Annotated in this window: 8 protein-coding genes; 4 read left to right on the top strand and 4 right to left on the bottom strand. The window is 40.3% G+C overall.

Annotated elements, in window-relative coordinates; all coding sequences use genetic code 11:
• Both ACFINX_RS09385 and ACFINX_RS09380 read right to left on the bottom strand, forming a co-directional pair.
• Positions 1-188, bottom strand: a 188-nt coding sequence (locus ACFINX_RS09385) for a phage major tail tube protein (protein WP_375668732.1), incomplete at its 3' end; no start/stop codon positions are given.
• Positions 188-1,399 carry a phage tail sheath subtilisin-like domain-containing protein gene (locus ACFINX_RS09380; RefSeq protein WP_375668731.1) on the bottom strand — a complete coding sequence of 404 codons (1,212 nt, stop codon included), beginning with the start codon at positions 1,397-1,399 and terminating at the stop codon, positions 188-190. The genes ACFINX_RS09380 and ACFINX_RS09385, both read right to left, overlap by 1 nt.
• 388 nt (positions 1,400-1,787) lie before the next feature.
• On the opposite strand from ACFINX_RS09380, the gene ACFINX_RS09375 reads away from it, so the two are divergent.
• The 3 genes from ACFINX_RS09375 (at position 1,788) to ACFINX_RS09365 (ending at position 3,646) form a co-directional block, all read left to right on the top strand.
• Positions 1,788-2,387 (top strand): antA/AntB antirepressor family protein, encoded by a 600-nt coding sequence (locus ACFINX_RS09375; protein WP_375668730.1) that lies wholly within the window; start codon positions 1,788-1,790, stop codon positions 2,385-2,387.
• A gap of 255 nt (positions 2,388-2,642) precedes the next feature.
• Positions 2,643-3,371 (top strand): phage antirepressor KilAC domain-containing protein, encoded by a 729-nt coding sequence (locus ACFINX_RS09370; protein ID WP_375668729.1) that lies wholly within the window; start codon positions 2,643-2,645, stop codon positions 3,369-3,371.
• Positions 3,368-3,646 carry a hypothetical protein gene (locus ACFINX_RS09365; protein WP_375627783.1) on the top strand — a complete coding sequence of 93 codons (279 nt, stop codon included), beginning with the start codon at positions 3,368-3,370 and terminating at the stop codon, positions 3,644-3,646. The genes ACFINX_RS09370 and ACFINX_RS09365 overlap by 4 nt, the downstream gene beginning before the upstream one ends.
• 47 nt (positions 3,647-3,693) lie before the next feature.
• Here the strand turns inward: ACFINX_RS09365 and ACFINX_RS09360 are convergent, their stop codons facing one another.
• Together ACFINX_RS09360 and ACFINX_RS09355 are read right to left on the bottom strand one after the other, a co-directional pair.
• Positions 3,694-4,023 carry a HigA family addiction module antitoxin gene (locus tag ACFINX_RS09360; protein ID WP_375627782.1) on the bottom strand — a complete coding sequence of 110 codons (330 nt, stop codon included), beginning with the start codon at positions 4,021-4,023 and terminating at the stop codon, positions 3,694-3,696.
• A 30-nt stretch (positions 4,024-4,053) separates the two neighbouring features.
• Positions 4,054-4,329 carry a type II toxin-antitoxin system RelE/ParE family toxin gene (locus ACFINX_RS09355; protein WP_273791641.1) on the bottom strand — a complete coding sequence of 92 codons (276 nt, stop codon included), beginning with the start codon at positions 4,327-4,329 and terminating at the stop codon, positions 4,054-4,056.
• 119 nt (positions 4,330-4,448) lie between these two features.
• Between ACFINX_RS09355 and ACFINX_RS09350 the strand changes: the two genes are divergently transcribed.
• The gene (locus tag ACFINX_RS09350; RefSeq protein WP_375621862.1) at positions 4,449-4,628 is read left to right on the top strand and encodes a hypothetical protein; all 180 of its coding nucleotides are present in this window, start codon (positions 4,449-4,451) and stop codon (positions 4,626-4,628) included.
• Positions 4,629-4,772: the final 144 nt, after the last annotated feature.

Genomic DNA, 4,772 nt, shown 5'->3' with positions numbered 1-4,772 from the left:
ATGCTAAGCGTGAGGGTTTCAAGACCAAGGTCAACTTCAATGGAGCTATCCATGCCACCGCCGCGATAACTTTCAACAACCAAACTCAAATTCGGTAGGGTGACACTTTCACATTTTGCCTGATAGGGAATGCCGTCGACAAAAATGTTAAAATATTTCAAAACTCTTGGTAAAACAGGTACGGTCATTAAAAGATCTCCTCTAAGTAATCATTCACAATGCGTGAACGGAACGTGATATGTTCTGCGGGTGTTGTGGGGGTGAATTCGACATTGAAATAGACTCTACCGCTTTCAATAGCGCTTGCTGTATTAAGCTCTAGATCAGGCGTACAGCGCCCACCAAGAATGGCGCCTTGTGCTTTCAAATCACGCAAATAGGCATTGACGCTTTCACTGACATCATTCATGTAGGTTTTTTTGATATTGCGGTCGACAGCCCATAGATGCCCGCGCAAAATGGCATCATTGATCATATCTGCGGTGCGTACTACCGATAAGAAAGCAAATTTTGTATCGCTTGAGAGTGTGCGATTACCCCAAAGACGATAACCATTTTCGCGGATAATTGTTGTGATGTTTTGTTCGTTAAGAAGGTTGGCGCGGCTTGATCTGTCCCCAATGGAAAAATCAATAGGGCGCGCAGTTCCCACAATGCCATTAATCACTTTATTGGAAGGAGAATGCCAAAAACCGTGTGTAAAATCAGTTTTGGCAATGACACCAGCAACTGCTGCACTTGCCGGCTGTTCTATGATCTTTCCATCACGATTCACCTTTACAAAAGGGTCAATAAGAATGACGCGTTTTGAATCAAAATCCTTTGCTGTGCTAAGAGCGGCTTCATCTGTTGTGTTGGGTGCATCAAGCACCACAATGGCGCGCAAACGCTCGGCAATGCCAATCAATTCTGCTGCTACGGGGTTGGCAGTTGCACCCGTTCCATTCTCTTCAATATTTACACTGGAAGGGCGCTGATGTGTAAAGCCTGGAGCAATCAGAATGCGTGGTGTTTGTCCTACAATGGATTGTGCTCCAATGAAAGCATGAACACCTTCATAAGCACCATTTGCGTTTACACCCCCTAGAATATTGGTGAGAGTCGCATTTTCGTTGTCACCCTCGTTCACGCGTACGACAACGACAATAGCCCCCACTTGTTTAAAAATAAGATCAAGGGCATTGGGTAAGGTCCCTTGACGCTTCCCCGTTTTATCCAGTTTTGCAGCTTGTGAAAGAGAACCCGTTACCAAAACGGGTGTGTTGAGAGGGAAGGCTTGTTCATCTGCATCGGGTGCTGTGCCAACAATCCCGATAACGGCAGACTGAACCGCGCGAAGGGGGCGGGTGCCGTCGTCAACCTCGACAACTTCAACACCGTGTAGAAAACCTGTTGCCATACTTTATACTCCTTTAAATGAGGGATGAATTAAAATGAATGGGAAAAATGAGGGGTAAAAACTGTGTTTTTCAGAGCTCGGCATCCAAAAATAAAAAAATTATCGAAAGATGCTTGACATTATTTCTGTACTGTATATTTTCGAATCAGGTGCTTGAAAAACACCTTACAAACTACAAGCGGATTGATTGCCGAAATAATCAATCTTCTGGACATTTAAAGACTTTGATTCATTATGTGCTACATGCATATAATAACCTCGTCGGGTGTGGTTACACTATACAATACCCTAACGGGAAAAGTGTGACGACGGACTTGTAGCCGTGTTTTTCAGCGCCCGGCACTCTTTTAGAGTGTCAATGAAAAACGTCTAACTACAAGGAGTTCTCATGAACACTCTTATTCCAATATTGGAACAAATAATTGATCAGGAAACTGTTCAAACGGTAAACGCTCGTGATTTGCATGCGTTTTTAGAAGTAGGTAAAGATTTCTCTACTTGGATTAAATATCGCATCAACAAATATAATTTATTAGAAAATCAGGATTATTTAGTTTTCACCAATTTTGGGGAAAACCTCCAAGGTGGTCGTCCCTCTAAAGATTATCACCTTACCTTAAGCGTAGCCAAAGAGCTCTCTATGCTTGAAAATAATAAGAAAGGTAGAGAAGCTCGTTTATACTTTATCGAATGTGAAAGACGGTTAAAACAAGTAGTGACACCACAGATAGCCGCTCCACAAGTTGACTACTCCAAACCCGAAGCATTACTTGGTGTTTTGAATCACTTACAAAGCCAAATTGAGCAGAAGGATAACACCATTGCCGAATTAACACCAAAAGCAAAAGCTTTGGAAGGTTTAAAACGCTCTGATGGTTTGTTTGGTTTGATAGAAGCAGCAAAGATGTTGGAAGTAAGACCAAAGGACTTAACCGATTACTTTTATAAAAACATTACATTGCCACTTGACATTGTGGCGACAATGTGAATAATCGAATCAGGTGCCTCAAAAACACCTTAAACCAATAGCGGATAGATTGCCGAAACAATCTCTTTTCCGCACATTAAAGGCTTTGACTCATTGTATGTTACATGCATATAATGATCTCGTCGGGTGTGGTTATGCTATACAATACTCTTGATGGGAAAAGCATAACGACGGACTATTGGCCGTGTTTTTGAGCACCCGGCACTTTATTTATAAAAGTGTCAATCAAAAACGTCTAACCAATAGGAGTTCATCATGAACACTCTTATAAAAATTAAAGGAAACACTGCTAATAGTGCTATCCATCAAACTATGTCTAGTCGTGAAATTGCTGATTTGTGTAAAAAGCAGCACGCACATATTATGCGTGATATCAAGAAGATGCTTGAAGAACTTAACGGCTCCAAATTTGGATTGGTTGATTTTATCGGTACTTACGTTGATGCAAAAGGTGAAAGCCGCCCTTGTTATAACTTACCTAAGCGCGAATGTTTAATTCTTGTTTCTGGTTACAGTACTGCCTTACGAGCCAAAATCATTGACCGCTGGCAAGAATTAGAAAAACAGGTAGCCACACCACAAGTTGACTACTCTAAACCGGAGGCATTACTTGGTGTTTTGAATCACTTACAAAGTCAAATAGAGCAGAAAGATCATGTTATTGCAGAATTAGCACCAAAAGCAGAAGCGCTTGAAGGCTTAAAGCGTTCTGATGGGCTGTTCGGTTTGATAGAAGCAGCAAAGATGTTAGAGGTACGACCAAAGGATTTAACTGATTACTTGCGTAAACATGATTGGGTGTATCGGCGTGCTCCAGGAGCGCCACTGTTACCTTATCAGGATAAAATCAAGAAAGGCTTTATGGACTGCCCTGCTATCACCATTCAAAGACCAGATGGTACAGAAAAGGTGCTCCCTTCAACGAAAATCACCTCCAGAGGATTGGCATGTTTAAGAGAGCAAATCCATGGAGGTGTGCAATGAAGATAGATACCAATTTCTTATGCGATTTGTGGTTGGCATTATCTCAATTTTCTAGACATGAAAATATGAATGATAAAGATTGTACAGCTCTGGTTGATACTATGAGTGTCATAGAAAAAGCTTTAATTTTAAAACTTCAAGATGAGATGCCAAGTATACTTAAAATCTTAATAGTTCTAACAGATTTTGGTGATTCAGAACTGCCGCATAGCATGGATCCTTTATTGCGCGCTTATGAACCAGATTTCGAGAACCCTATTAAAAAGGTTGCTTAAGTTCAAAAACATGACTTATCTCCTCGTCTTTAAGGGCGGGGAGAAGGTTACGAATGGCTATGTTCCATTTGCGTATTCATTTCGCTAGCTGTTAGTGTTGGAATAGAAGAGACATCAATGTCCCTCAAGGCATGCCATGTATCATAATTGGCTTGAAGCTGTAGCCAAAGGGCTGGTCCATTTCCTAACAATTTACCAATGCGAGCCGCTGTTACGGCTGTGACTGGACGTTCTCCTTTAAGGATACCGTGCAAGTGCTGGCGTGATATTTGAAGAATCCTAGCAATTTCGGTTTTGCTTGCATTTAAATGTTCTAAGGATTCAGCTAAAATTTCTCCTGGATGAGAAGGACAACGATTAGGATTACGTGTGGTCATGGATAGTTTCCTTTACAAATCTTAAAACCTTCAGTGGTATTGCTCTAGATCAACATGGTAAACGTGTCTGTCTTTAAATTCAAAAGTGATACACCAAGGACCATTGATATGAATTGTGTAGCGAGTTGGAGTAAAGCCTTTAAGCATATGAAAATTATAACCTGGTACATTGATATCACTAACTTGAGAAGCAGCGTCAAGGGCATCAAGACGGCGAATAATACGCTGTTGAAGCCTGCTATCAATCTTACTTTTTCCTGTTTCCCAGAGAGATTGGAGGTCTTTATTTTTAAATGTTTTGATCATAGCAAACTCAACAACTTTATTTTAAGTAAGATGTAATGTATTAAGTGACAATTGTCAACAAAAATGTTACAACTTAATATGATTGATGCCAACACTGTGGAACTACAAGAATTTAAGAAATGAATATCAAACCAATTCGTGCTGAGAGGGAGTACCAAGAAGCTTTAGAAATTGTGTCTGCAATGTTTGATAAGCAGCCAGAAGTTAATACTCCAGAATTTGATAGAATGAAAACTCTTGTTTTGTTAATTGAAGCTTATGAAACAGAACACTATCCTGTTTCTCCACCTCATGCGTAAAGAGAAGAATAGGTGCATGGAGGGGATAAATTTGCACGTTAACATCAAGGATTTTACAAACATACCAACGGCTGTCTGATCAAATATTGCTAAAAACTTAGATCCCTTGCCATTCTTAATAAAGTGAATACGAAGTTTAAATTC

Source organism: Bartonella sp. AP36NXGY (assembly GCF_042195865.1).
In the GTDB taxonomy this organism is placed as follows: Bacteria; Pseudomonadota; Alphaproteobacteria; order Rhizobiales; family Rhizobiaceae; genus Bartonella.
The sequence above is the reverse complement of the archived record's forward strand: the minus strand, read 5'-3'. Positions and strand labels throughout refer to the sequence as shown.

Coding starts and splice junctions, on each gene's coding strand:
- ACFINX_RS09350 (WP_375621862.1), top strand. CDS start 4,449: ATGAATATCAAACCAATTCGTGCTGAGAGGGAGTACCAAGAAGCTTTA.
- ACFINX_RS09360 (WP_375627782.1), bottom strand. CDS start 4,023: ATGACCACACGTAATCCTAATCGTTGTCCTTCTCATCCAGGAGAAATT.
- ACFINX_RS09380 (WP_375668731.1), bottom strand. CDS start 1,399: ATGGCAACAGGTTTTCTACACGGTGTTGAAGTTGTCGAGGTTGACGAC.
- ACFINX_RS09370 (WP_375668729.1), top strand. CDS start 2,643: ATGAACACTCTTATAAAAATTAAAGGAAACACTGCTAATAGTGCTATC.
- ACFINX_RS09365 (WP_375627783.1), top strand. CDS start 3,368: ATGAAGATAGATACCAATTTCTTATGCGATTTGTGGTTGGCATTATCT.
- ACFINX_RS09355 (WP_273791641.1), bottom strand. CDS start 4,329: ATGATCAAAACATTTAAAAATAAAGACCTCCAATCTCTCTGGGAAACA.
- ACFINX_RS09375 (WP_375668730.1), top strand. CDS start 1,788: ATGAACACTCTTATTCCAATATTGGAACAAATAATTGATCAGGAAACT.